Below are 26,642 nucleotides of genomic sequence, written 5' to 3'. Positions count from 1 at the left end.
CTCTTACTAATGTTCTATAATGGTTAGATTGTTAAAACCTGCATCTGGATTTGCCGGGTCAGCAGCATTAGTGGTAACCCTAAGATTGACTGAACTTGCAGAAATATTTTGATACAATCTGGGCACTACGGTTGCACCTTCAGCTAAAGTAAGTGTAATGGTTGATGAGCCACCGGCTTGTGTATTTCTGGTGGCGATAGCTCCACCATCATTGGTTGTGCCGGTCATTGATTTACCAAATGTTTTATAACCACGTGCCAAAATAGTGCTTGTGGTCATATTGTAAAACTGGGTTTCAACTCTTGAACCATCAATAACAGGAACCCCAACAAAATTAAAGGTTAGCAAAAAAGTATAAGTACCGGCGCGTGGTGCGGTAAAAACCCCGGTTGTGGGATCAAAACTGTCAGACATATCCCTTACCTCTTGCCAATTGCTGATAATAGTTCCAGAACCACCACTTGGTATTGATGAAGTGACAATTTTTCGCGCAACCACAACTGCTTTTTGAGGCGCTAAGTAAATTTTATTCCAGCTTGTTCCATCCGACACCTGAATTTTTGGTCCCACCGATACATTCACTACATCATATCTTACGGCTCCTGCTGCGGCAGCACTGGCGGTCATAGTGGTTGTGCCTATACCAATTGCATTCTGCGTGCCTGCCGAACGAATATCAAGTTTTACCTTTGGAGCAAGGACACCGACACCTACAAAACCGTCGTTGGTAACAATCACATCATTGGCGACCTGACTTGCTGTTGGCACTCCTGTTACCGGATTGTCCTTAGCTCCGTCAATGTGCAGTTTTCCTTGTGGATTCCTGGTGCCTACACCCGTTTGAGCATAGGTTACACCAGTGAACATTGATAGAATTAAATATGTGAATAATTGTTTTTTCATTGTCTTTCTCCATTAGTTCTCCCGCGTATGGCAGAGATATTACTTTTTCTCCAACAACAAGCGCTCTAAACGCTCCAAACGTGTTTTCATATCCTGAATTTCGGCTTGTTGTTTTTCGATTAAATTTTGTTGTTCGATAGTATGCAGATACAATTCCTCTATTTTTTCTAACGATTGGACAGAAAGTTTTGTAATATCAAATGAATAGCCTGTTGCTGTTTTATTCACATCGCTGATTGGAGTTACCCCTGGCAGATGCTTGTGCTTTTTGATAAAAGCATTTACTTCTGCCAGTGATTTGAAGGTATAGTTCTGATCAATTTTAGAGCTGCCATCAAAGTATTTCTCAAACACATAATCTGCGTAAACGCTTGTTGTTGTATAAAATGCACCTGTTGTTGACACATCTCCGGCTACGTGAAACTTTGGTGTAATGGTTGCTGCTCCTGCTGAAAAAGAAGGGATGGTTGATGCTCCAACGGCCACACTTCCCGTTTGGTAAATGTTTTGTGCATTAGTGGTTGCTTTTGTTGTGCCGCCCTGCACTTGCCAGGGCTCTAATGATGATGCCACACTTGCTGCATCTACTGTTTTTAAGACACCGTTTACATCGGCAACCACTATTTTATCAGTTACAACACCTGTTTGTAAACCCTCCAAACGAAGCGGATCTGAAGCCACATCAGCTTTAATATGTACTTTACCAGTTGGTGTTGCCGTACCTATACCTATCTTGCCTAGTTCTGTTGCTGATACTGCCGGTATCATTGCAAACAATGCATCTCTGGTTCCGTTATCCCAATTTTCAAATATTAATTTATTTTTTGTATTCAGGTTGCTATGATTATCTGCATCTGCAACTATTTTCCATGCCTTATTTCCGTTACCTGCACCGGTAATACCAGTATTGCCATTTCTTTTTGAAAAAAGAATAATGGCAGATTGCCCGTTTGCAGCTGTTCCATCCTGAGATAAGGAAAGATAAGCACCATTGTTAACCAAATTGTTACCAACCTCTAAAGTATAATTTGGATTGGTAAAGCCTATTCCTACCTTGCCGTTTTGATATATGTTTTGTGTATTGGCAGTTGCTGCTGTACCAGTGGCAACATTAAACCAAGGTTCTGGTGCTAAAGCAGATACATCTGTCCAGGCCAGTTGTGCAACTGTACCTCCTGGAGTGGCCAGCACCTGATTGGCCGTACCGTTGCTTCTTGGGAAAACATAATTTCCTTCAGATGATCCGTCAGTAGCTTTTTGAAACTCAAATGTTACCCCTGCCAGTTTATCAATCGTAATATTGGTTCCTTCGGCTGCTTGTTTTTTATGAGAAAGGGTAACATGATTATCTGAGCCATCACTACGTCCCCATATTGATGCAGAAATATTTCCAGCTGCATTGTTAGCTACAAAGCCCGCAGTACCTCCGGTGGGGCTACTATATGCGGCGATGTTTCCACCTGCAGTTCCATTATTTGACTGTAAGCTTGCCATTCCGGGGCGTAACATTGTTGTACTTGCCTCCGTGGCAGAAAGTATATCAGTATTATTAGTCAGATAAGAAACATTCATTGGCATACCTAAGCCAGGAAGGTTGGTGATGATCCCGCTATGTAAACCTCCGCCTGCTGCGTAATTTGCTTTAAAATCGCCTGCTACTTCCAATTGGTAGTCGCTGGTGTTTTTGTTAATGGCCACTTTACCCATCTGGTAAACGTTATCAGTATTAGCAGTGGCTTTATTGGTGGTACCTTGAATTTGTAAAGGTTCTATTGCTATTGTTGCAGCGGCTACTGTTTTTAATATACCAGTATTATCGGCTACCACCACTTTATCGGTAGTGGCATTGCCTGTATAAGCAGCAGAATTAATATTTCTTATTTTTAAACCTCCATATCCGGCTGTTGCCGTACCTCCCAAATCCAATAATTCGGTTGGTTTTGCGGCGGCTTCCGTACCCGCAACATTTATTGCCGTTCTGCCATTTTTAAGAATGGTTAGCGCATTGCTGCGGGAACTTTCAGAAAAACCACTACCAATTTGGAACAAACCATCCTCGGGTTGGGTTTCAGCAGCATCTCCGGTTGTTATGGCATTCCATTTACCGATTACTGTTTCACTGTTTGACGGGGCAATAGTCTTCCATCCTGATGCCGTGGATACATTTCCTCTTGCGGTACTCAAATAACCCAGAGCAGTAGAAATGCCTCCAGAGGCGGTATTACCAGAGCCTAAAGCGATTGAGGTTAGCCCGGAAACAATATTCTGGTACCCCATAGCCACTGAAGTGCCATCATCGCCTGAAGTAACTGTGTTGCCTGTGCCGAAAGCGGCTGAATTGGTACCAGAAACCCTGTTATTGGTGCCGGCGGCAAAGGAGTTGGTTCCTAAAATGGTAATATCACTTACCTCGTTGGCATGTGGTGTACCGAATCTTGCGGCCCCCCTTACATCCAATCGTGCAATGGGAGATTGAGCAGACTGGCCGATACCCACAAAACCTCTGTTTAAATTCTCCGAATTGCCACCCAAAATGGTCAATGCATTGGCCCGGGCAAAAGATCCTACTCCCATACCAACCTGTAATAAGGCCGTGCTGTTTGAAGTAATGGAATTGTATCTTCCTAATACTGTTTCATTTGTTCCCGAAGCGGTATTAAAACTTCCGAAAACGGCAGCATTTGATCCGGAAGCGGTATTCGTATATCCAAATGCCGCAGCATTTCCTCCGGAAGCAGTGTTCGTATAGCCAAAAACTGCAGTATTTCCTCCGGAAGCGATGTTTAGACGTCCAAAAGCTACTGAATTTGTGCCTGCCGTTCCTGTATGTTCGACTCCACCACGTACTGCTCCGGCTACATCCAGCATTATGCCTGCCAATGCTTCGCTTTTGCCTATTGCCACCGAACCTGTCTGGAAGATATTCTGGGTATTGGTTGTAGCTTTATCTGTTGTTCCCTGCACCTGCCAAGGCTCTATTGTTAAAGCAGATTGATTAATCGTTTTTAAAATACCTGTATTATCGGCAACGACTACTTTATCTGTTGCTGCACCAGTTTGTAAACCAGCAATAGCTAATGTATTAGCTGCATCCGTAGTTATAATTGTAGCTCTGTTCAATCCCCCCCCTAGTTCTATTTCGGAAGTGGTAATGTTTTTTGTTAAACCATTATTTGCAGCAACAATGGCAACCGGCGCATCTTGCCAAGATAAAACCGCAGGCACCATATTAGAATAAACCGCACCATTAGTTGTTAGTACCTGACCTGGTTGGCCATTATTTAATGGAAACACAAAATTTGCTTGTTTGGTTACATCAACTCCATCATTATAGGTGTAAGTAAAACCTTTAAGTGCATCCAAATTAATTGTGGTTGTTTTATTATTCTGTTTATTTTGCCTTAAAGTTATGCCTGTAACTGTGGAACCATCCATTTGTGTATAAGAACTATTGGCATCGGTTAACGTATTCTGACTTAATAGATTAAAATATGCGGCATTAGGTAATGAAGCATTATTTAAGTTAAGAGCTGTGTGTAAATTATCCTTTCGAGTGTACTGTGTTATGTAGCCATCAGCTATGTTTATCGCTTCTACTACCGGAGAAGAAGCAGCTGGAATTACATCTGCATTATGGATTGGCACATTATACAACATTATACCCCTATCGGTAGAACCAGAAAAATACTGTGTATCAAAACCTCTAAATCTACCAGAAGGAGACGCTGTAGCGCTAGCAGCCCTAAAGTTTCCATTAACATATAGCTTTTTATTGTTAAATAGGTTATTAGCTGAGGTTGTTCCAATAGCTACATTCCCTTCCTGATAAATGTTTTGAGTATTTAAAGTTGCTTTATTGTTTGTTAACCTTACATTCCAAGGTTCTTGATAATCAGCTGGAGTAGTCAATCTTATCCATTTTACATCAGCGGCACTCCAATAGTAATAACCAGGAATTACGTCTCCGGTAGTTGCCGTATTAAAAACCGTTAATGCATCTGCCGGAGCGGTCACAGGTGCTGCAACGGTGGTGCTGGTTAGCGCGACGCGTGGCATTAAAATGCCTTTGTCATTGGCTTCCAGTTCAAGCAAAGCTGATGCTTCTTTAATGGTTGGATTAGCACCTATTTTCTGACCTGTGGTTTGAGCGTTTGCACCAAAGCCTAAACCTAAGCAAAGCATAACAAAAGCAATATTGTTTTTCATATTATGTTTCTTATTTATCTGTTTCTTATCATTTGTAGAAACCTTTATAGGTTACTTTCAATTGTCTTTTTATTCTTGTGTCACTGGTATTCTTTAATTTCCATTATTCCCATGGAACTTAATTCTTCTTCCTCACTTGGCAATTACTGTTGATCAGATCGTCATTGCGAGACCCGATCCTTTCATCGGGGCGAAGCAATCTGTCTGTGTGGTGGGGGTTACCATTTATCCCCTTGCCTGCAACCGCTCATGTCCCTCACACCAACAGATTGCTTCGTGCCTCGCAATGACGAACGTGTTAGGGCTTTCGTCATCTACCCCCCTTGCCTGCAACCGCTCATATCCTCACACTAGCAGATTGCTTCACGCCAACACTTTTGGCCCTGGCTTCCGTTCGCAATGACGGATTGGCGTACCCTTGCGAGGATTGTTAACAAGCTTGTAATGTGTCTCGCAAGGAAGCTATTCCAAAATTTCATATAAATCATCCCATCCTGGGTTGAGTTGTTGTATTAGCTTTAGTTTTGCCAAACGATTACCTCCTTTTATTCTTTTTTCCTCAGCTATGGCTTCTTCTATATTTGAGTAAAACATGTAATAAACCAGTTTATAACATTTATATTTTGAGGTAAAACTTTTTGCATACACCTTGTTTTTATGTTCCCAAACCCTTCTTATTATATCAGATGTTACACCTGTGTATAAAACAGAGTTGAAATCATTAGTCATAATATAAATACAGCCACCTCTTTCCATTTTTTATGCTTTAGTCGTTATTGAGAGACTTTTTCAACCGTGGCAATCTGCCAGTGTGTTGGGCTTATTATTGTTGTCCCACCCTTGCCTTCTCTCTCATCCTGCCCACCAGCAGATTGCTTCGTACCTCGCAATGACGAACGTGTTAGTACCGCTTTGTCATTCCACCCCCCTTGCCTGCCACCGCTCATATCCTCACACCAGCAGATTGCTTCACGCCAACACTTTTGACCCCGGCTTCCGTTCGCAATGACGGATTGGCGTACCTCGCAATGACGGCTGATCAGATCGTCATTGCGAAGCCCGATCCTTTCATCGGGGCGAAGCAATCTGCCTGTGTGCTGGGGGGCTTACCATTTATCCCCTTGCCTGCAACTGCTCATATCCCTCACACCAGCAGATTGCTTCGTACCTCGCAATGACGAACGTGTTAGGGCTTTCGTCATTCTACCCTCTCTTTGCCTGCAACCGCTCATATCCTCACACCAGCAGATTGCTTCACGCCAACGCTTTTGACCCTGGCTTCCGTTCGCAATGACGGATTGGCGTACCTCGCAATGACGGTTGATCAGATCGTCATTGCGAAGCCCGATCCTTTCATCGGGGCGAAGCAATCTGCCTGTGTGCTGGGGGCTTATTATTGTTGTCCCACCCTTGCCTTCTCCCTCATCCTACCCACTAGCAGATTGCTTCGTACCTCGCAATGACGAACGTGTTAGTACCGCTTCGCCCTCTATTATTTCCCCTTGCCTGCCACCACTCATTATCCCTCACACCAGCAGATTGCTTCACGCCAACGCTTTTGACCCTGGCTTCCGTTCGCAATGACTGATCGGCTGGCGGCTTGGCATTGCCTAAACCCTATTAATCTATCTTATACCAATCAGTTCCATCACTTTGAATACGGATAGTAGTATTAATGTTTAATGTGGTAAAACTGGTGGTTTCAGATATTTTAATTGGTGCACTGAAAGTTAAAATATTTGAAGTTTCATCTGTTTTACGGATGATTAAAATACGACCCTTATTTGCACTTGCTGCAGGCAAGGTTAAAGTAAAACCTGATCCTGTTGCATTTGCCAGAATGGTATAATCTGTTTCTAAAGTGGTATAGTTGGCTGTGATTTTGATAATATTCGTTACACTGGTATTTATGGCAGGTATCGTTTTCAATACCCCATCTGAATTGACCACAACCACTTTGTCTGTAGCAATATTTCCACCTTGAGCAGGCAATGTTACAAACTGTGCATTCCCGTTTACCTGGAGCATCTCTCCCGCTGCCCTGGTTTCAAAATTGCTAAACCCGATGCCTGTTTTTGCACCTTTCAGGATGGTAAAAGCATCGCGTCTGTTATAGGCATCAATCCCATTTCCGATATTGAATAACCTGTCCCCCACTGCAAGAGGGTCATATGCGCTTTCTGATGAAAAAATCGGCACATATTCCGTACTATAGGCTCCTCCCACCCATTCGAAAGGTGAATGTGCGGTATTCAGCTCTCCACCGGAAACCGCAGAACCAAACCCTAAAGCACGATTTTGAGCTCCCCCGGAAACTGAAGCATAATATCCAGAGACGTCATTATTCCCTCCTCCGGAAACCACGGCGGAGTATCCTGAAGCTGTATTGCCACTTCCCCCGGAAACCACGGCGTAATGTCCTGAAGCGGTATTACTTGCTCCCCCTGAAATGGTGGATACCAGTCCTGAAGCGGTATTGGCCCCTCCACCGGAAACTGTAGAAGCAGTTCCTGAAGCTTTATTTTCCGTTCCACCAGAAACCACGGCCAGGAGGTGTGAAGCTTCATTAAATGTTCCCCCGGAAATGGTGGACCCACGTCCTGAAGCGGTATTGGCCCCTCCACCGGAAACTGTAGAAGCAGTTCCTGAAGCCGTATTGGGATGAGGCGTGCCCTCAATAATGCCACCACCCAATGCGATAGCCTCTTCTCCACTGGCTACACTGTTCCTTACAGAAAGCCCGGTGCCATTGCTGTTCAGCTTCCAGTGGATGTTATAATCTTTGCTGGTTCCGCTTTCATCGGTATAGGTAAATGTGCCTGCCTCTAAATCCTGGGTTATTTTGGTCAGGGTTTCTTCAGGGAGATCTGGTGTCAAATCGGCAACAGGTATTGTTTTTAAAACTCCATCGGCAGTTGCAACCACTACTTTATCTGTAGCAATATTTCCTGCATATTCAGTCGAGTTGATATTTCTTATTCTTAAACCTCCATTTCCTGCTGTTGCTGTACCGCCTAAATCCAAAAGTTCAGTTGGCTTTGCTGCAGCTTCCGTACCTGTAACACCAATTGCTGTGTGGCTATTTTTAAGTATGGTTAGCGCATTACCATTCAGTCCTCCAACCTGCAATAATGCATCAGTTGCAACCCCACTACTTGCAGTACCGGTTTTTATAGCACTCCCTATACCCAAAACTGTTTCATTTTGTGAAGCTGCATAAGTTTCGCTTCCGGCCGCTATTGAATACTCACCTGCAGCAATATTATAATTTCCTAAAGCAGTAGAACCAGTACCCGAAGCAACTCCTCCGATTCCAAAAGCAGTGGAATAAGATGCATTAGCTTCTGTTTGTGAGCCAAATGCAGTTGAAGCATACGCTGTTGATTTAGTACCCATACCAAAAGCTGTGGAAAAGATACCGGATGCAAGTGGGCCTGTTGTTGTATATAAGAAGTCTGGGCCACCCCAAGCCATCGAATATGAACCGGTAGAAGCAGCACTACCAAAGGAAGCTGAATATCCACCACTGGCAACTGTTCCTTGCCCTACACTAATTGAATTAATGCCTACTGGTGCTGTTAAATTTGGCGCACCACCTCTAATAGAACCTCGAACATCAAGGTTTGCGATTGGATTGGCAGTTGAAAAGTTACCTATACCTACATTTGCGTTCTGATAGATGTTTTGGGTGTTATTGGTTGCTTTTGTTGTTGTGCTTTCTACCTGCCAAGGTTCTATGGCTAAAGCAGATTGATCAACTGATTTTAAAACACCAGTTGTTGGATCGGCCACAACAATTTTGTCTGTATCGACACCCATTTCTAATCCAGCTACTGCCAGGGTATTGGCCGCATCAGCAATAATAGTTGTTGGTGTAATTAATTCACCACCTAATTGAATGTTACTACCTGTTTTAGTTAAGCCATTGTTTGCGGTAATTAAACTATTTACTACATAAGCATCTCCTACAACTCCGGTTCCTGTAATATTAATATCAGTACCCGCAGTTGTAATTCCACCTTGTCCATCATCACCTTTCTCGCCCTTGTCTCCTTTATCGCCTGTCAGACCGATCGGACCTTGAGGACCAACCGCGCCCTCATCGCCTTTATCGCCTTTATCACCGGTCAAACCGATTGGACCTTGTGGACCAACTGCGCCTTCATCGCCTTTCTCGCCTTTATCGCCTGTCAGACCAATCGGGCCTTGAGGACCAACTGCGCCCTCATCGCCTTTTTCTCCTTTGTCTCCTGTCAGACCAATCGGGCCTTGTGGACCCACTGCACCTTCATCACCTTTATCTCCTTTGTCTCCCTTATCTCCGGTCAAACCAATTGGACCTTGTGGACCAACAGCACCCTCATCGCCTTTATCGCCCTTATCTCCGGTCAGACCGATCGGACCTTGAGGACCAATAGCACCCTCATCACCCTTCTCGCCTTTATCGCTCTTGTCTCCTGTCAAACCAATTGGACCTTGTGGACCAACTGCGCCTTCATCACCTTTCTCGCCTTTGTCTCCCTTATCTCCGGTCAAACCAATTGGACCTTGTGGACCAACTGCGCCTTCATCACCTTTCTCGCCTTTGTCTCCTTTATTACCGGTCAAACCGATTGGACCTTGTGGGCCAACTACGCCCTCATCTCCTTTTTCTCCTTTATCGCCCTTGTCGCCTGTCAGACCGATCGGACCCTGCGGACCAACCGCGCCTTCATCACCTTTTTCTCCTTTATCGCCCTTCTCGCCAGTCAGGCCAATTGGACCTTGTGGACCAACTGCGCCTTCATCGCCTTTATCGCCTGTCAGACCAATCGGACCTTGAGGACCAACCGCGCCTTCATCACCTTTTTCTCCTTTCTCTCCCTTGTCTCCAGTCAAACCGATCGGACCTTGTGGACCAACTGCACCTTCATCGCCTTTTTCTCCTTTATCGCCTGTTAGACCAATCGGACCTTGTGGACCAACTGCGCCTTCATCACCTTTCTCGCCCTTATCTCCTGTCAAACCAATCGGACCTTGTGGACCAACTGCGCCTTCATCACCTTTCTCGCCCTTATCTCCTGTCAAACCAATTGGACCCTGTGGACCAACAGCACCCTCATCGCCTTTCTCGCCTTTATCTCCTGTCAGACCGATCGGACCTTGAGGACCAATAGCACCTTCATCACCCTTCTCGCCTTTATCGCCCTTATCTCCTGTCAAACCAATTGGACCCTGTGGACCAATAGCACCCTCATCACCCTTCTCGCCTTTATCTCCTGTCAGACCAATCGGGCCTTGTGGACCAACTGCGCCTTCATCACCTTTCTCGCCTTTATCTCCCTTATCTCCTGTCAGACCGATCGGACCTTGAGGACCAATAGCACCCTCATCACCCTTCTCGCCTTTATCGCCCTTGTCTCCTGTCAAACCAATTGGACCTTGTGGACCAACAGCACCCTCATCGCCTTTATCGCCCTTGTCTCCTGTCAAACCAATTGGACCTTGAGGACCAACTGCGCCTTCATCACCTTTTTCTCCTTTATCTCCCTTATCGCCAGTCAAACCGATCGGACCCTGCGGACCAACGGCACCTTCATCACCTTTTTCTCCTTTATCGCCCTTGTCGCCTGTCAGACCAATCGGACCTTGAGGACCAACTGCGCCTTCATCGCCCTTCTCGCCAGTCAATCCGATTGGACCTTGTGGACCTACCGCGCCTTCATCACCTTTCTCTCCCTTGTCTCCTTTATCACCGGTCAAACCGATTGGACCTTGAGGACCCACTGCACCTTCATCACCCTTATCGCCTTTATCGCCCTTGTCACCTGTCAGACCAATTGGGCCTTGAGGACCTATCGCGCCTTCATCGCCCTTCTCGCCTTTATCTCCCTTATCTCCTGTCAAACCGATTGGACCCTGTGGACCAACAGCACCTTCATCGCCTTTATCGCCCTTGTCACCTTTATCACCGGTCAAACCGATTGGACCTTGTGGACCAACTGCGCCCTCATCGCCTTTTTCTCCTTTATCGCCAGTCAATCCGATTGGACCTTGTGGACCTACCGCGCCTTCATCACCTTTCTCTCCCTTGTCTCCTTTATCACCGGTCAAACCGATTGGACCTTGTGGACCAACAGCACCCTCATCGCCTTTTTCTCCTTTATCGCCTGTCAGACCAATCGGGCCTTGTGGACCCACTGCACCTTCATCACCCTTATCACCCTTATCGCCTTTATCGCCCTTGTCGCCAGTCAATCCGATTGGGCCTTGAGGACCTATCGCGCCTTCATCGCCCTTCTCGCCTTTATCTCCCTTATCTCCTGTCAAACCGATTGGACCCTGTGGACCAACAGCACCTTCATCACCTTTTTCTCCTTTGTCTCCTTTATCGCCTGTCAAACCGATCGGACCTTGTGGACCTACCGCACCTTCATCACCTTTCTCTCCCTTGTCTCCTTTATCGCCGGTCAGACCAATTGGACCTTGAGGACCAACAGCACCTTCATCGCCCTTCTCGCCTTTATCTCCCTTGTCGCCTTTATCTCCTGTCAAACCGATCAGACCCTGAGGACCTACCGCTCCTTCATCACCTTTCTCGCCCTTGTCTCCCTTATCTCCTGTCAGACCAATTGGACCCTGCGGCCCCACTGCGCCTTCATCACCTTTCTCTCCTTTATCGCCCTTCTCTCCTTTATCGCCCTTGTCTCCTTTATCACCGGTCAAACCGATTGGACCTTGTGAACCAACTGCGCCTTCATCACCTTTCTCGCCTTTATCTCCCTTGTCGCCCTTATCTCCTGTCAAACCGATCAGACCCTGAGGACCTACCGCGCCTTCATCGCCCTTCTCGCCTTTTTCTCCTTTGTCTCCCTTATCGCCTGTCAGACCAATCGGACCCTGTGGACCGACTGCGCCCTCATCGCCTTTCTCTCCTTTATCGCCCTTGTCGCCAGTCAGGCCAATTGGGCCTTGTGGACCCACTGCACCTTCATCACCTTTGTCTCCTTTATTACCCTTATCTCCTGTCAGACCGATCGGACCTTGTGGACCAACAGCACCCTCATCGCCTTTCTCGCCCTTGTCGCCAGTCAATCCGATTGGGCCTTGAGGACCTATCGCGCCTTCATCGCCCTTCTCACCTTTATCTCCCTTATCTCCTGTCAAACCGATTGGACCCTGTGGACCAACAGCGCCTTCATCACCTTTCTCGCCTTTGTCTCCTTTATCGCCTGTCAGACCAATTGGGCCTTGAGGACCAACTGCGCCTTCATTACCTTTTTCTCCTTTGTCTCCTTTATCGCCTGTCAAACCGATCGGACCTTGTGGACCAACAGCACCTTCATCGCCTTTCTCTCCTTTATCGCCCTTATCTCCTGTCAGACCAATTGGACCTTGAGGACCAACAGCACCTCCATCGCCTTTCTCGCCCTTATCGCCAGTCAGACCAATTGGGCCTTGAGGACCAACTGCGCCCTCATCGCCTTTTTCTCCTTTATCGCCCTTGTCTCCTTTATCACCGGTCAAACCGATTGGACCTTGTGAACCAACTGCGCCCTCATCACCTTTCTCGCCTTTATCGCCCTTATCGCCAGTCAGACCGATTGGACCTTGTGGACCTACCGCACCTTCATCACCTTTCTCTCCCTTGTCTCCTTTATCGCCGGTCAGACCAATTGGGCCTTGAGGACCTACCGCGCCTTCATCGCCCTTCTCGCCTTTATCGCCTTTGTCTCCCTTGTCACCTGTCAGACCAATTGGACCTTGGGGACCAACGGCACCTTCATCGCCCTTCTCGCCTTTATCTCCCTTGTCGCCTGTCAGACCAATTGGACCCTGTGGACCAACAGCACCTTCATCGCCTTTTTCTCCTTTATCACCGGTCAGTCCGATTAGGCCCTGTGGACCAACCGCGCCTTCATCGCCTTTGTCTCCCTTGTCGCCCTTATCTCCTGTCAAACCGATTGGGCCTTTTATGTTGCCCGTAACTGTCCAGCCTGTGCCATTATAAGTATAAGTATCGCCTGTTGTAGTGTTAATATAAGTATCCCCTGTATTACCCGTTCCATTCATCGGATTGCCAGCCCCACTCATTACAGATTTGCCATCTGCTCCGTTGGTACCATTAGTTCCTGCAACACCAACTTCTCCTTTATCGCCCTTGTCGCCTTTATCGCCTTTCGGACCGTTAATGTTCGTCCAGGTGTTCGTGCTCGGGTTGTAAACCCAGGTGCCACTGTCGTTCGTAACGATCGTCACGCCGGCTCCAGGACCGCCTGATGTGCCGGGCGTGCCAGGTGCACCGGTCTTCCCAGGCTGCGCCTCCACCCCAACAACACCCGCTTCGCCCTTGTCCCCTTTATCTCCTTTCGGACCGTTGATGTTCGTCCAGGTGTTCGTGCCCGGGTTGTAAACCCAGGTGCCGCTGTCGTTCGTAACGATCGTCACGCCGGCTCCAGGACCGCCTGATGTGCCGGGCGTGCCAGGTGCACCGGTCTTTCCAGGCTGTGCCTCCACCCCAACAACGCCCGCTTCGCCTTTATCGCCTTTCGGACCGTTGATGTTCGTCCAGGTGTTCGTGCCCGGGTTGTAAACCCAGGTGCCACTGTCATTGGTAATGATCGTCACACCGGCTCCAGGACCGCCTGGTGTGCCGGGCGTGCCAGGTGCACCGGTCTTCCCAGGCTGCGCCTCCACCCCAACAACGCCCGCTTCGCCCTTCTCGCCTTTATCTCCTTTCGGACCGTTGATGTTCGTCCAGGTGTTCGTGCCCGGGTTGTAAACCCAGGTGCCGCTGTCGTTCGTAACGATCGTCACGCCGGCTCCAGGACCGCCTGGTGTGCCGGGCGTGCCAGGTGCACCGGTCTTCCCAGGCTGTGCCTCCACCCCAACAACACCCGCTTCGCCCTTCTCGCCTTTATCGCCTTTCGGACCGTTGATGTTCGTCCAGGTGTTCGTGCCAGGGTTGTAAACCCAGGTGCCACTGTCGTTCGTAACGATCGTCACACCGGCTCCAGTACCGCCTGGTGTACCGGGCGTGCCAGGTGCACCGGTCTTTCCAGGCTGTGCCTCCACCCCAACAACGCCCGCTTCGCCCTTCTCGCCTTTCGGACCGTTGATGTTCGTCCAGGTGTTCGTGCCTGGGTTGTAAACCCAGGTGCCGCTGTCATTGGTAACGATCGTCACACCGGCTCCAGGACCGCCTGATGTGCCGGGCGTGCCAGGTGCACCGGTCTTTCCAGGCTGTGCCTCCACCCCAACAACGCCCGCTTCGCCCTTCTCGCCTTTATCGCCTTTCGGACCGTTGATGTTCGTCCAGGTGTTCGTGCCAGGGTTGTAAACCCAGGTGCCACTGTCGTTCGTAACGATTGTCACACCGGCTCCAGGACCGCCTGATGTGCCGGGCGTGCCAGGTGCACCGGTCTTCCCAGGTTGCGCCTCCACCCCAACAACGCCCGCTTCGCCCTTCTCGCCTTTATCTCCTTTCGGACCGTTGATGTTCGTCCAGGTGTTCGTGGTCGGATTGTAAACCCAGGTGCCGCTGTCGTTCGTAACGATCGTCACGCCAGCTCCAGGACCGCCTGATGTGCCGGGCGTGCCAGGTGCACCGGTCTTTCCAGGTTGCGCCTCCAACCCAACAACGCCCGCTTCGCCTTTATCGCCTTTATCTCCTTTATCTCCTTTCGGACCGTTGATGTTCGTCCAGGTGTTCGTGCCAGGGTTGTAAACCCAGGTGCCGCTGTCGTTCGTAACGATCGTCACGCCGGCTCCAGGACCGCCTGATGTGCCGGGCGTGCCAGGTGCACCGGTCTTCCCAGGCTGCGCCTCCACCCCAACAACACCCGCTTCGCCTTTATCTCCTTTCGGACCGTTGATGTTCGTCCAGGTGTTCGTGCCAGGGTTGTAAACCCAGGTGCCGCTGTCGTTCGTAACGATCGTCACACCGGCTCCAGGACCGCCTGATGTGCCGGGCGTGCCAGGTGCACCGGTCTTTCCAGGTTGATTTTCTACCAGAATCGAGTTATTACTTCTTACAAATACCCATTTAGTGCCATCATTATAATAAATACCAGGCACTACATCATTTTGCGTTGCGGTATTATAAACCATCATACCCGCTATGTGAGCACTAAGTGGCGCTGCATTGGTAGTTCGTATTAAGCTAACACGTGTATGTAGTAAACCTTTATTGCTACTCTCTAACTCTAATAACGCATCTTTATTAGGCAAATTCCCATTGGTAACCGTACCATCTTTTACTTTTTGCTGAGCAAAAGAAACTGAAAAGCTTAAGAGAAGTGCTGTTAAGCTGAAAAGTAAATGTTTATTCATTTAGTTTTAATTAAAATTTTATCGAGAATCAACCTGGTAATTAATCTGTTATAAGCTGCAGCTGTTTGCAAATGAAATTGAGCACCAGAAAGAAGTTTGAACAATTTAACATCAGATTGTATTTTTATGCATACAGCTTTTCGCTGTATTTATCCAAATACTGAACCAAAGAAATAATAATGCAGTACACTGCTATTGAAGCGATTAAGAAAAATATTGCAAGAATTTTCGGGGAATTATTTACCCAAATTGTAGAAGTGAGCAGCCCATTTTCTACATCTTATTCCCCAATAAATTATAATAAATTGGCATTCCGTTGTAAATAAAAACTGGTTTATCTAAACTAACAGAGGAGGTTATTTTAAATAAAAAAAGGTAAACGCAAACCAGTGAAAAATAATTCTATACGCAATTAATAAACATTTGTTAGAAACTTAGTGGTAGCCATATTATATCAGATAATCTCCAGATTTTTTTATTTCTGTTTTAGGCCTAAAACGATTGGCAATAGGTTTGTCAATATATGTTTTCATCCTAAAATGATATTCATGCAAGAAGTAATACTCATCATCAGCGATAACATTGCGTTGATCGATGCTATTGAAGCAATACTTACAGACGAAGGTTATCTCATATTTAATGGAGTGCAAGAGAACATCATATTGTATTTTGAAGAAAATTTGCCTCAACTTGTTCTTTTAGATATTGATTTGAAATGTGAAGACGGCAACGTAGTGTATAAAAGAATAAAAGATTCAAATTTATCAAATATACCCCTGATCGTTTTCTACAATAAACTACCTTGCTTTACCATCAGCAAAACAGACCTAATTATTGAAAAGCCCTTTGATCTCATGAAATTCCTGATTGCTGTAAATGATCTTGTAAATAGTTCTTATCTATCCCCTGGTAATGACATGCCTGAAAGACGAGCTGGTTTGATTTGAAAATATATTTTGGATACAAACAAGATGCTTTTGCCTTAGAGTGAAGCAAACGTTCTAGTATTGTAATGATACGATAGTGAAAATAAATTGCTTCATCGTTCTTTGTTGAAATAGCGGTTGTTTAATCGGACTGACGAAGTTTTTTTCAACCCCGCTACCCGATAAAACTTCCGTATGTCAGTATGCGCTTCAACTTGCGAGGTTCAAAGACCAAAGGGCCTTACAGAGCTTCGACAATTTCAAACGCTCATCATTGCCTGAAGAAAGGCTTTTGCGTTGGAGTGAAGCAATCTTTCCGATGTAATTACGATAGCAAAGCAGATTGCTTCGTCGTACCTCCTCGCAATGACGATTAAGGGGAAAAACCATCTGAGACATATAAGAACATCTTAGCCATCTGGCTATATTTCCAATTCGTGAATATGTTCATACCATTAAAGGTTCTGAAACAAGTTCAGAATGACGACCGTTCGTTTATGTGTTTTAAGCATTTGGCTCAATCAGCTCTCCCTACTGAACTTCTTTTCAACGTCTTTTCCTGGCGTTCATACCATTAAGGTTCTGAAACAAATTCAGAATGACGACCATTCATGCATGGTGTTTTAGACCTATGGCTTAAACACCCCGCCCTACCGAACTTGATTTTACAAGGGGGAGTTAGTGTTTTCAATGGTTTTGTAGCTACTTTGTGGTCAGCATCTCTTTTCTTAAGTCATAGGATAAAGATCCTGAAACAAATTCAAAGATGACGGCTGTTCATATATAGTACTTTAGACCTAATTTAAAGCAATCCGTATAAGCCATGCGCATAATTTCTTAAAGATGCGGAAACTGTTTTCATCTTATCTGGCGATGGTCCTTTAACCTTGTAGGCTTCGGGATGTAATTCTAGTGGTTGATTTTCAATTTCTGGTTGAGTATTCTTATTGCTTAATGTAGCATTTTGTTCTTCGCTTAATTTCAAAGGGGCCATGTCGTATCGTTTTATATATGCAAAACATGGTTTCCAGCAATTTGTTTTTCAGAAAATGCCAAAAAAATTAAGATTTTTATTGATCCAATTTTTTATTCTTCTATACTTGAAATCCAGTTTTCAGTGTCAGAAATCTTAATTGGAACTGAAGATGAGATTATTTTTAATATTCCACCATTATTGATCTCATTTTGCGTAATGTAATTTTTTTTAAATGGCTTTCCATTTAAGGTTACCGATTTGATATATTTATTTTTAAGGCTAAAATTCTCCGTTTCAATTTTAAAAGTTTTTCCTTTGGGCAGATTATAAGTTACTGATGAAAACAAGGGAACATTGAGGTAGTAAACCGGCCAGCCCACACAAGCAGGCGAAAAGCCACTGGCAGCAAAAACATACCAGGCGCTCATTGCGCCTGCATCATCATCCATGGTACGTAAATATGCCTGTGGTTGATTGCGATAAATTTTTCCAATATAACTTCCAATTCCCCTGCTGTTATCATTGAAATAATTTTGAATCACAGTATCAGCTGCTAACTGGCGCATCCAGTATTGGGATTTATAGCCCTGTCTGGTCACGTTGTACATCACAGGAACCTGTAAATCGGGCTCATTGGCATGATTGTACAAATCCCGCTCAAAAAATTCATCCAGCTTTGCCAGGTAGGCTTCCTCTCCGCCATCCAGTTCAATCAATCCTTTAAAATCATAGGGAACGAACCATCTGTATTGCCAAATCGTTCCCTGATATAAACCACGAGCCTGCATTTGATCTACATCACGTTTGCTTATATCCTTAAAATCCTTGTTCCAATATTTTTTGTACTCAAGGGTTTTATCTTTATAATAATCGGCTTTCTCCCTGTTCTCTAGTATTTTGAAGATTTCAGATAAAGCCCAGTTGTCGTAGCTAGATTCAAGGGCTTTATCGGGAGATTTATAATCCAAACCTTTGATCTCCTTTTCCAATGAATCGGTAATTTTGCTAAAATCAACGGGATAGCCTTTGCGATAAGCATCTAACAATACTACAATGGCATGCTCGGTACGTACCGTATTAGATGGTTCTTTTTGTGTGGCATAATCTTTCTTTCCTGAGCGATAAAGATCTGCGATTGAAGTAATCATTCCTGTATAACGATCTGGTACTATTAAGGAGAGCAATGGCAATTGGGTGCGATAGTTATCCCAAATTGCCCAACCATTATAGCGAACTTCGCTATCTTTCTGCAACTCTCCTTTTGTGTTACGGTATTGTCCGTCATTTTCTGAAATTACGTAAGGGGATTGCATGGTACGATACAATAATGAATAAAATAATTTTGCACTTTCCCTATTTCCGGTTACAGTGATTTTAGAGAGATTGGTATTCCAGTCGGTATTACTTTGCGCTTTAATTTCTTCAATGTTTTTTCTGTTAACGGATAACCTTGCCGCATCAGCGCTTACTGAAGAAAGTGCTACGTTAATTTCTGCATTGGTTTCATTGATGTTTAACCTGGCAATCAACTTATGGTCAGATAAGCTTACCCAATTTGCATTTCCTTTTATCTCCAGATGATAATAAATGCGGTACTTACCCGCTCCACAAGTTGTTTTGGATTCAATCCAGCCTGAAATTGTGTTACCGTTTACAACATGTTCCTCAGTAACAAAAGCGCCATTAAAAGCATAACCTAAATCCAGATAAATTCCTTTTTCTCCTTTCGGTAGTTGATAAACATGTTTGCCTGCATTTTTTAGAACAGCAAAAGCGGCTTTAATTTTATTTTCAAAACCTACCTCATAATAGCCAGGAGTGGCTTTTTCTGATATTTTGATTAATTGAGATTTCAGGGGGTCATTGCCTAAAAAGGGCTTGATAAAAATATTACCTCCAGAACCCTGACAGCCCACCCCTTCGAAGCGGTTATGCGTAAAACCTTCGAATTTCTTGGCCAGGTATTCATAACCGGTATGCGTTTTAGGGTAAGTTTGTGGCCCTATGCTCAACATGCTGAATGGATAGGATGCTGCCGGTGACATCTGGCCATGATCGCCTGAAGAGCCTAAGAAAACATTAACTAAATCGACTGGTTTTTGATTTCCAACAGGAGATGTTATCGTTTTTTGTTGTGCTAAAACGTTTAACTGAAAAAATGATAACAGGGCTATTATTTTAAAGGTAAGTTTCATTACGAGGTTTTAAAATCAAGCTAAAATAACATTTAAACATGAATTTGAAGTATTTTGGAAGAAGGAAATATCTATTGTTTGCATTATCTTGCTTTAAGATTCCCGCCTGCGTGGGAAGGATGTAAAGGATGGAACCCAAATATATTGTCATCCTTGAATGACAACTTTTTGGTTGGTACTTGTCCTCTCTGAATGTAGTGAAGAGTGACAGGTAATGAAATACTAATGTAAACAGCCTCGGTTCGTGTCCTCACGAAACGAATAAAGGTTCGTGAGGACACGAAACCATGGCCTTATGGTTTGGAGATTCTTTGTTGCTCAACCATTGATGTATTTATGATTCACTGTTAATCGTGATTTTAATTTAAGTTTTAAAGAAAGAATATCCCCGCAGATTTAAGAAATCACGCAGATTTTATTTTTTATCTGCGTAATCCGCGGCATCTGCGGGAAATACCTGAAAAATCTCAACATCATTTATATTGATTCCTCTATCGGTTGTGTCTCGCCAAATGAAGGCATTAAAAAAAGCCAGTAAACTCCTTTAATTTCGTTTGGTGGGACACCAACCGATAGATAAAATATCCCCACAGATTTAAGAAAATCATGCAGATTTTATTTTTTATCTGCGTAATCCGCGGCATCTACGGGAAAATACCTAAAAATCTCAACATCATTTATATTGATTCCTCTATCGGTTGTGTCTCGCCAAATGAAGACATTTAAAAAAGCGAGTAAACTCCTTTAATTTCGTTTGGTGGGACACCAAACAATAGGTAAAATATCTCCGCAGATTTAAGAAAATCACGCAGATTTTATTTTTTATCTGCGTAATCCGCGGCATCTGCAGGAAAATACCTGAAAACCTCAACATCATTTATATTGATTCCTCTATCGGTTGTATACCCCCAACCGAAGACATTTAAAAAAGCGAGTAAACTCCTTTAATTTCGTTTGGTGGGACACCAAACAATAGGTAAAATATCTCCGCAGATTTAAGAAAATCACGCAGATTTTATTTTTTATCTGCGTAATCCGCGGCATCTGCGGCATCTGCGGGAAAATACCTAAAAATCTCAACATCATTTATATTGATTCCTCTATCGGTTGTATACCCCCAACCGAAGACATTTAAAAAAGCGAGTAAACTCCTTTAATTTCGTTTGGTGGGACACCGTTATCTTTCAAAATGACAACGACCGTGCTTAAATAATGACATGGGATTCCCGCGATAGCCTCGTTCCTCCTTGCAATGAAGGCCGATCCAAAAAGCTTAACATAATGACATTGGGTTCACACCTGTGTTGGAAGGACGGCAATAAGCATGGCCTGAAAAATATTTGTGTCTACACGATAGGCCTACACAGGAAAACGAATGGGTGTGCTTTCATTATATCGGTTTTATTACGCCGATTGATAAGGTAAATAAAAAGCCATTCCGAAAAATCGAAATGGCTTTTGAAATGATATTTATTTTTTATTTAATAGATACGGGAACAGAAATCTTATCCCAATCTAAGGAGAAACCTGTTTTGGTAATCTTGTAAACCAAACGTTCCTGAGTTGCTTTTAATGGTTTCGTTTTAACATCAACACGTAAGGCATCTTTAGCTTCTTCGTATTTATAAGCTCCCCATTGTGTTGGCTCCTTATTGAAAATCGCTGTCCAGATTCCACTTTCTTTAGGGATCAGGAAGAAACTGTATTTTCCTGCAGGGAGTGCTTTACCTTCCACTGTGATATCTTTATCCGTTTCAAATGTGGTAGCTTCATTTGCACCAGCACGCCAAACTTTATCCCAGGCCTCTAAACCGCCCCAAATTTTGCGTCCTTTTACTGCAGGGCTACTGTAGTTAATGGTAATTGTTGCTCCTTTAACTTTTCCCGTCGCTGTTGCAGCAGGACTTGGTTTTGGTTGAGCATCCTGTGCCATCGCACCTGCTGAGATCGTTATTGCCGTAAAAAGCAAGGCGATAGATTTAATCATCGTTTTCATAGTATTATTATTTGTTTTGTTGTATTCTGTTCTACGAATTTAAAGCTTTAGGCTGATAAAACAATAAGCCTAAATACGAAAATAGTATTACCGCCACTGCTCCAATCACATTCAACCAAAGAAATGACACAATATCGAAACTATAAACGGCAACAACGGTTATTTCTGATAAAATAGCCGAAATAAATACCAACATCCCATCTATCCTTTTAAAATAAAATGCGGTTAGAAAAATACCCAGAATCGGCCCGTAAAAAAGTGATCCCAAAACATTAACTGCCTCGATTAACGATCCCATTTGCGTTGCAAACATTGCAACTGCTATGGAGAATATTCCCCATGCAAGTGTATGAAAGCGGCTGTATTTTAGTTCGGTTGCATCATCCATTTTCTTTTTGATAAAAATTAAATGCATATCTTTTAATGAACAGGCAGCCAATGAATTTAATGCTGCAGAAATGGAGCCCCAGCTGGCCAGAAAAATCACTGCAAATAATAATCCGATCATCCCCGCGGGCAAAGTATTTTTAACAAAGTACAAGAAAATGTAATTCGTATCTGTTTTTTCAGCATTAAAGTTTGAGTTATTGATAGCCTCCTCAACCCTGGTATGCAAATTTTTAACATCCTTTTGTGTTTCTTTAAAGTTTGCAATGGAAGTATTCAGTTCAGGCGAATTACTTTCTTTTTGAACAAGGATGGCTTTTGATTGGGCGTTGAATTTTTCTTCCAATATTTTGTGTTCTCCTTCGAAAACCGCAGCTTGTTGTGGCTGCGTTTCTTTTAAATACTGATAAGAGCGCTCATTAAAATAAATCGGAGCTGGTTTTAATGAAAAGAAAGCGAACAACAATGCTCCGATTAAAAGAATGGCGAACTGCATTGGAATTTTAACCAATCCATTTAACAGCAATCCCATTTTTGCATTGGTATTATCTTTTGCCGTGATGTACCGGCCTACCTGACTCTGATCGGTTCCAAAGTAAGAAAGTGCGAGAAAAAATCCTCCTATTAATCCGCTCCAGATATTATATTTATCTTTCCAATCGAACGTTGTGGTAATTACATTTAGCTTTCCTGATTTCCCTGCGAGGTAAAGCGCATCACTGAAACCCACGCCATTGGGCATGTTTTGAACTAATAAATATCCTGCAAAACCCATCGTTCCTAAAATGATCAGAAACTGAAGTTTTTGTGTATGTGCAATGGCTTTTGCTCCGCCAACATAAGTATAAATTAAAAGAATTCCTCCTGTTAAAACATTAGTGAGGTAGATATTCCAGTTTAAAACACTGGATAAAATGATACTTGGTGCATATATACTGATCCCGGTTGACAAGCCACGGGAAAACAGAAAAAGCAGGGACGTTAAAACCCTGGTTTTTTTATCGAACCGTTGTTCAAGATATTCATAAGCGGTATAAACATTTAAACGTTGAAATATCGGAATGAATGTAATACAAATCACAATCATTGCCAATGGCAAGCCAAAGTAATATTGAACAAAACGCATTCCATCGGTGTAGGCTTGTCCTGGTGCGGAGAGGAAGGTAATGGCGCTCGCCTGAGTAGCCATAATGCCCAACAGCACAATATACCAGGGCATTTGATTGTCGGCCTTTAAATAAGATGCATTACTTTTTTGGCCGCGACCAATGAAAACGCCGTAAGCCACAACCGCCAGTAAGGTAAAAATAAGTACAAACCAATCGATGTTACTCATGCCCAAAACTTAGTAAAAAGATAATAGAATACTACTTGAAACACCAATGCCAGCGTTAATAGAATGTACCAGATGTTCCAGTTTTTGAGCTGATTTTTCATTATATCAATATATTCAAATTATTTATTTAAGATTTTCATCAACTCATCTTCCATAAATATTGAAATTGTAGTGATTTTGGTTTTACCTATATTATTAAGCGTTAACAGATCCTTGTCTCCCGTCAACAGAAATCTACATTTCCATCCACAGAAAGGGAGAGCAAAAAATTATCTTTTTCATCACGACAGATATTTATCCTTGTTTTTACTTCAACAAATTCTGCGTATTCATCAATAGTTTCCAGAAGTTCTTCTAAATCCTCTTGAATAAAGTATTGCCTAAGCTTTGGACGTTTAACAACCTCCAGAAATTCATCTAACAATTCTTGGCTAAAGATTAATATGGTTTTTTTTGAAAAGATAATTTTATCGAGTTTAGAAAAGTCTTGGGTAATTAAAAAACTAATCCAAAGATTGGTATCGATAATTATTCTATTTCTCTGATTTTGCATAACGCTTAGATCGTACCAGCTCCACCTCCTTTGTTATTTCTTCCATCGTAGGTATTGAATTGGATTTAGACCTTAATTTTTTCAATATATCAGCGAAGCCATTTTTGGAAGTATCTTGAATTGCAATTAGATTCAGATCCGCTAAATCTTTTAAAAGCTTGGCAGCTTTAGGGTTCAATATGTCTATTCGCATGGTGTCCATATTTCAAATTTAACTAAAAGATTTTTATAACCCTATAAAGTTTAGCAGTTTAAACCAAGTAAAAACTTTATTTCATTTACTTACCTATCGATATAAAGTTAAAAAACAATCTTGCTGCGCCAACATTGCCAGCAGGTAATTGCCTAAAAAATGCCAGTGATGTATAGATGAAATTGCCCTTACCGTACTTTGCATATAAAGTTGAACCCTTCAGGGATTCTTCACCTGTATCATTCATTTCAAATAATGGTTCATATTTTTCATCCCATTTATCAGGAAAATAAGCACCGCGTTCCTGTACCCAGCCATTAAAATCTTCAGCAGTAATTTTATTCGGATAGTTCAATAGCTTATGATTTGGATTTAAGAATTTTACCGAAGCATTTTCTTCGGTAACCCTTTTTCCGCTGATGCTAAAAGGATAAACACCAAAATCCTGCAAGGCCATATCCTGAGTGGTGTTATATTGCATTATCATTGTTCCTCCGTTTTCAACATAACCCTTTAACGCCGTTTGCCAGTTCTTGATTCTTTTCTCCGTGTTAATTACCCTTACACCAGTTACAATGGCATCATAAGTGGCCAATTTGACTGGATTTAAAATATCAGATTCGTTTAGTATATCAACCTGTAATCCTCCCTGACGTAAAAATTCAGGAATTAAATCTCCTGCACCCTGGATGTAACCAATCCTTTTAGCGGTCACTTTTATATTCCCCTTTAATAACCAGCTTGCTGCAGGAACAAAGTATTGCAATGAAGGTAAGTGTGGGTATTGAATCAGTATTTGTCCTTTGGTTAACTCATCATTCTCTGAAGTGAATACAGCCTCCAGCTTATTTTGGCTGGCTTTAATTTTTGCTAAATCTTCGGCAGGAATAAGAAAATCTTTAATGGTAATTGTGTTTTCTGGAAGATTGATTCCTGTAAAAGTTTTGATGATGGTATTTCCTATTTTGAAACTTACCTTGCCATAATTGATATATTTATTGGCCTTTAACCGAAGTGTAACCTTTAAATCTTCCTTTTCTCTTGCAAAATAAACGGGTTCAGCAAAGCTTAGATCCAAGGCTGGAACAATTCTTAACTGCTCCACTACATCTCCTTTAACGGGATCTAATTTTTTGTAAGATAATGGCAATTTAACCTCAAACTTTTCAATTCCTATTTTTAATGATAATGAAACATTCAAAGCAGCTTCGGTTTCTGCCGCTCCAATTAACGTATCATTCGCTACACTAAAAGTTGCGGCATTTTTAACAGGTTTTTCTAACCAGTAAGGTTCGGTCAAAGGTGCATTGGCGGGGATTTGAATTTTGCGTTCTATTGTAATCAGTGAGTCTGCGGAGAGCTTCCTGTTTAAATTATCAGTTAAATTAATCCAGTTTACCCTTTCTAATATTACCGGACTTGAAGATCTCGCAATAACGTTTAAGCGAAAATTATAACTGCCACCAGCAATAGCTTCAGCCTGGTTTGTTACCACTTCCCCCATAAATCCGGTACAGCTTAAAATGATATGATCAATTGCTTCAAGCTTATCTCTTCTCAGGTTTACATCCGGTAGTTCAGCAATTCTTTTTCGCAGCATCAGTAATCCATGCAAACTCTTGTCAAGACGATTATAGTCGAATGATAATAAAATGATATCAATCAGTTCATCAATATCTCCAATTCCTTTATCTGACCAGTTCATTGGTATTTTATCGAAAAGGGATTCTTTTGCCGGTGTTCCTAAAACATGAGTAAAGTATTCAGTCCTGATCCCCGCTATGGATTGCGTTCCGGCTCCCTGGCTTTTATGTAAACTTCTGCTTAAGCCTGCAAGTTCCCCATAGCCCATACCTAATTGGGCATTATATTGCCCAACATTAATCTTGAGTTGATTTTCTGCGGTGGTATTTGTAGATCCAAAACGAAAAGTATTCCACAACATTCTTTTCGGTTGCCAGATACCTGCATATTTCAATTGATTTGGGAACATGTTTTTATCACCCGCAGCCTTGAATGCTTTTTCTGCAATTACTGCTGATGCTGAATGTTGACCATGGCCTGCAGCTGAAGTTGGCGGAAACCGACAGATGATCACATCTGGTCTGAATTTTCTGATTACCCAAACCACATCGGCCGTAATGCTGTCTGCATCCCATTGCTTAAATGTATCATCTGTATTTTTAGAAAAGCCAAAATCAATTGCCCTTGTGAAAAATTGCTGGGCACCATCAAGTTTTCGGGCCTCCAAAAGCTCATGTGTTCTGATTAAACCTAAAGCAGCGCTTTGTTCGGTACCTAAAAGATTTTGCCCGCCATCACCTCTTGTAATTGATAAATATGCTGTTTCTACATTCTGATCATTAACTAACCAGGATAATAATCCTGTATTTTCATCATCAGGATGTGCTGCGAGATAAAGCACTTTAGGGATATGTTTTAAGGTTTTTAATTCCCGATAAATTTCTGATGATTTTGCTGGTCTTATTTGCTGTGCGGAACAGAAAACCGCAAAAAAACCAAGGATGAATATAATGGTTAGTCTTTTAAACATAGAATTTGTTTTGTGAAGCAAATATGCTTAAAATGGTTTTATTTCAGGTGATTGGAAACGAAAAAGGTACAAACAAAGTAATTGACTAAAGTTTAGTTTAATTTTA

11 protein-coding genes are annotated in these 26,642 nt (G+C 43.2%); 1 reads left to right on the top strand and 10 read right to left on the bottom strand.

All coding sequences use genetic code 11. The annotated features are described in order from the left end of the window. Window positions 1-6 precede the first annotated feature (6 nt). The 4 genes from DU508_RS11015 to DU508_RS23720 form a co-directional block, all read right to left on the bottom strand. Complete coding sequence (locus DU508_RS11015; protein WP_115402873.1) at window positions 7-903, bottom strand: hypothetical protein; 897 nt, start codon at window positions 901-903, stop codon at window positions 7-9. 39 nt (window positions 904-942) lie between these two features. Beyond that, window positions 943-5,109 carry a hypothetical protein gene (locus tag DU508_RS11010; RefSeq protein ID WP_115402872.1) on the bottom strand — a complete coding sequence of 1,389 codons (4,167 nt, stop codon included), beginning with the start codon at window positions 5,107-5,109 and terminating at the stop codon, window positions 943-945. A gap of 462 nt (window positions 5,110-5,571) precedes the next feature. Then, entirely contained in the window at window positions 5,572-5,865 is a 294-nt protein-coding gene (locus DU508_RS11005) for a GIY-YIG nuclease family protein (protein WP_115402871.1), read from the bottom strand. A gap of 864 nt (window positions 5,866-6,729) precedes the next feature. Next, a complete protein-coding gene (locus DU508_RS23720) occupies window positions 6,730-15,420 on the bottom strand; it encodes a hypothetical protein (RefSeq protein WP_147273614.1) in 8,691 nt (2,896 codons plus the stop codon). Between the two features lie 548 nt (window positions 15,421-15,968). On the opposite strand from DU508_RS23720, the gene DU508_RS10985 reads away from it, so the two are divergent. Further along, window positions 15,969-16,367, top strand: a complete 399-nt coding sequence (locus tag DU508_RS10985; protein WP_158542156.1) for a response regulator — start codon at window positions 15,969-15,971, stop codon at window positions 16,365-16,367. A 781-nt stretch (window positions 16,368-17,148) separates the two neighbouring features. On the opposite strand, the gene DU508_RS10980 is transcribed toward DU508_RS10985, so the two are convergent. From DU508_RS10980 to DU508_RS10950, 6 genes are all read right to left on the bottom strand, one after another. Further along, window positions 17,149-17,340 (bottom strand): hypothetical protein, encoded by a 192-nt coding sequence (locus DU508_RS10980; RefSeq protein WP_115402869.1) that lies wholly within the window; start codon window positions 17,338-17,340, stop codon window positions 17,149-17,151. A gap of 92 nt (window positions 17,341-17,432) precedes the next feature. After that, complete coding sequence (locus tag DU508_RS10975; RefSeq protein WP_115402868.1) at window positions 17,433-19,517, bottom strand: glycoside hydrolase domain-containing protein; 2,085 nt, start codon at window positions 19,515-19,517, stop codon at window positions 17,433-17,435. Between the two features lie 1,477 nt (window positions 19,518-20,994). Further along, on the bottom strand, window positions 20,995-21,513 hold the full coding sequence (locus DU508_RS10970) for a DUF2911 domain-containing protein (RefSeq protein WP_115402867.1): 519 nt from the start codon (window positions 21,511-21,513) through the stop codon (window positions 20,995-20,997). Between the two features lie 31 nt (window positions 21,514-21,544). Next, on the bottom strand, window positions 21,545-23,236 hold the full coding sequence (locus DU508_RS10965) for a sodium:solute symporter (protein ID WP_115402866.1): 1,692 nt from the start codon (window positions 23,234-23,236) through the stop codon (window positions 21,545-21,547). A 223-nt stretch (window positions 23,237-23,459) separates the two neighbouring features. Continuing rightward, window positions 23,460-23,789 (bottom strand): putative toxin-antitoxin system toxin component, PIN family, encoded by a 330-nt coding sequence (locus tag DU508_RS10960; protein ID WP_115402865.1) that lies wholly within the window; start codon window positions 23,787-23,789, stop codon window positions 23,460-23,462. 278 nt (window positions 23,790-24,067) lie between these two features. Continuing rightward, window positions 24,068-26,536, bottom strand: coding sequence for a PIG-L family deacetylase (locus DU508_RS10950; RefSeq protein WP_115402863.1), 2,469 nt, complete (start codon window positions 26,534-26,536; stop codon window positions 24,068-24,070). Window positions 26,537-26,642 lie beyond the last annotated feature (106 nt).

The organism is Pedobacter chinensis, from assembly GCF_003339865.1.
GTDB classification, from domain to species: Bacteria; Bacteroidota; Bacteroidia; order Sphingobacteriales; family Sphingobacteriaceae; genus Pedobacter; species Pedobacter chinensis.
The sequence above is the reverse complement of the archived record's forward strand: the minus strand, read 5'-3'. Positions and strand labels throughout refer to the sequence as shown.

Excerpts from the sequence above, each read along its gene's own strand:
- DU508_RS11005 (WP_115402871.1), bottom strand. The coding sequence starts at position 5,865 with ATGGAAAGAGGTGGCTGTATTTATATTATGACTAATGATTTCAACTCT.
- DU508_RS10985 (WP_158542156.1), top strand. The coding sequence starts at position 15,969 with ATGCAAGAAGTAATACTCATCATCAGCGATAACATTGCGTTGATCGAT.
- DU508_RS10970 (WP_115402867.1), bottom strand. The coding sequence starts at position 21,513 with ATGAAAACGATGATTAAATCTATCGCCTTGCTTTTTACGGCAATAACG.
- DU508_RS10960 (WP_115402865.1), bottom strand. The coding sequence starts at position 23,789 with ATGCAAAATCAGAGAAATAGAATAATTATCGATACCAATCTTTGGATT.
- DU508_RS10980 (WP_115402869.1), bottom strand. The coding sequence starts at position 17,340 with ATGGCCCCTTTGAAATTAAGCGAAGAACAAAATGCTACATTAAGCAAT.
- DU508_RS11015 (WP_115402873.1), bottom strand. The coding sequence starts at position 903 with ATGAAAAAACAATTATTCACATATTTAATTCTATCAATGTTCACTGGT.
- DU508_RS11010 (WP_115402872.1), bottom strand. The coding sequence starts at position 5,109 with ATGAAAAACAATATTGCTTTTGTTATGCTTTGCTTAGGTTTAGGCTTT.
- DU508_RS23720 (WP_147273614.1), bottom strand. The coding sequence starts at position 15,420 with ATGAATAAACATTTACTTTTCAGCTTAACAGCACTTCTCTTAAGCTTT.
- DU508_RS10975 (WP_115402868.1), bottom strand. The coding sequence starts at position 19,517 with ATGAAACTTACCTTTAAAATAATAGCCCTGTTATCATTTTTTCAGTTA.
- DU508_RS10950 (WP_115402863.1), bottom strand. The coding sequence starts at position 26,536 with ATGTTTAAAAGACTAACCATTATATTCATCCTTGGTTTTTTTGCGGTT.
- DU508_RS10965 (WP_115402866.1), bottom strand. The coding sequence starts at position 23,236 with ATGAGTAACATCGATTGGTTTGTACTTATTTTTACCTTACTGGCGGTT.